The organism is Sphingobacteriales bacterium, from assembly GCA_012517435.1.
Lineage (GTDB): Bacteria > Bacteroidota > Bacteroidia > CAILMK01 > JAAYUY01 > JAAYUY01.
Window position 1 is genome coordinate 1 of sequence record JAAYUY010000151.1, and the last position, 1,720, is coordinate 1,720.

Annotated in this window: 2 protein-coding genes; both read left to right on the plus strand. The window is 41.9% G+C overall.

The annotated features are described in order from the left end of the window. The first annotated feature begins 89 nt into the window (after positions 1–89). A complete protein-coding gene (locus GX437_08585) occupies positions 90–908 on the plus strand; it encodes a glycerophosphodiester phosphodiesterase (GenBank protein ID NLJ07711.1) in 819 nt (272 codons plus the stop codon). A gap of 34 nt (positions 909–942) precedes the next feature. Further along, a partial coding sequence (locus tag GX437_08590; GenBank protein NLJ07712.1) for a cytochrome-c peroxidase occupies positions 943–1,720 on the plus strand: 778 nt, incomplete at its 3' end.

Consider the following 1,720-nt stretch of genomic DNA (forward strand, 5'->3'; position numbering starts at 1 on the left):
AAATGCCATCCAAGATGAACAGAATAATGATATTTTGCGGGATTATTATTTTATTAAACTTACATTCCTGCTCTCCCGAACAGCAAATAATGCCTCAGAATATCTGGATCATCGCTCCCGGAACAAGGCCTTTGATGATTGCTCATGGCAGTGCCAAACTGCTTTTTCCTGAAAACACCTGGATGGCATTCGACAGCTCAGTAGCTATGGGAGCTGATGTGCTGGAAATGGATCTGAGATTGACAAAAGATTCTGTGATTGTTACCCATCACGATGCTGAAATTGATAATACCAGTAATGGGACCGGGAAAATAGCAGACCTCAGCCTGAGTGATCTTCAATCCCTCAACTTTGGCTATTATTTTACAGATTTGTCTGGCAAAAAACCTTATGAAAATCAGCACGTTGAAATTGCCACACTGGAAGGGCTCTTCAAAAAATACCCTCAGATGAAAATGATTATTGAAATCAAAGATGAAGGAGAATGGGGAAAAACAGCAGCAGAAAAAGTTTTTGAGCTTGTTACAAAATACCAGATGCAAAATCAGGTGATTGTCGCTTCATTTCATGACGAAATTCTCAGGTATTTCCTCGACATATCACAATCGAAAGTGCCGGTTTCAACCTCTGAGCGTGAAGCAACCAAATTTGCCCTTACTGCCAAAAGCTTTACAGGTTTTACCTTTGTTCCGGAAGCCGTTGCTGTTCAGCTTCCGCTTAAAAGTTCAGGTCTGAACCTCGGCACCAGAAGGATCATTGCTTCTTGCCATCATCACAACATGGCCATTCACTACTGGACCATCAACGACAAGGAAGAAATGAGAGACTTAATTGAAAAAGGAGCAGATGGAATCATTACCGACCGACCCGACATCATGGCAGAGCTTCTGAAGGAAATGAACTTATAACTTATTCAATAACAACTAATTAAAATTAAAAATTATGAAAAAGAGTGTATTTGTTCCCTTATTACTGGCAGGTATGTTTATAATTTTTACCTCGTGCCAGTCGAAAAAGAAGAAAGATGATGAAGCAAAACTCAAAGCCAGTCAGGAACTATTGCTGAAAGCTCAGGGATTTTTCAAATCCTTGCCAAAGGTAGCAGAAAACCCTGATAATGAGATTACTGATGCAAAAGTTTTGCTGGGAAAAGTTTTGTATTTCGATGTTGCCCTCTCAAAAGACAATAAAATCAGCTGCAATTCGTGCCACAACCTCTCCACCTACGGAGTTGACAATCTGCCTGTATCTCCCGGAAATGACGGGAAAAACGGTACACGCAACAGTCCCACGGTGTTGAATGCCGCTCTTGATTTTGTTCAGTTCTGGGATGGCCGCAACAAAGACGTGGAAGAACAGGCTGGCGGACCTATCCTTAATCCTGTCGAAATGGCCATGCCCAATGAAAAAGCCGTTGTGGATAAAATCAAAAAGGATAGCAAATACCAGAAACTTTTTGCTGATGCCTACCCGGGACAGAAAGACCCTTTCACTTTTGAAAACATCCGTAAGGCCATCGCTGCTTTTGAACGTACGCTGATGACTCCTTCAAAATTTGATGAATTTCTGAGCGGAAAAACAGAAGCACTGAATGATGACGAACAGAAAGGGCTTGCCACTTTTATGGATCAGGGATGTACGACCTGCCACATCGGACAGAACCTTGGCGGAACCATGTTCCATAAATTCGGACTTTTCGGCAATTACTGGGAAATGACTC

Excerpts from the sequence above, each read along its gene's own strand:
- GX437_08585 (NLJ07711.1), top strand. The coding sequence starts at position 90 with ATGCCTCAGAATATCTGGATCATCGCTCCCGGAACAAGGCCTTTGATG.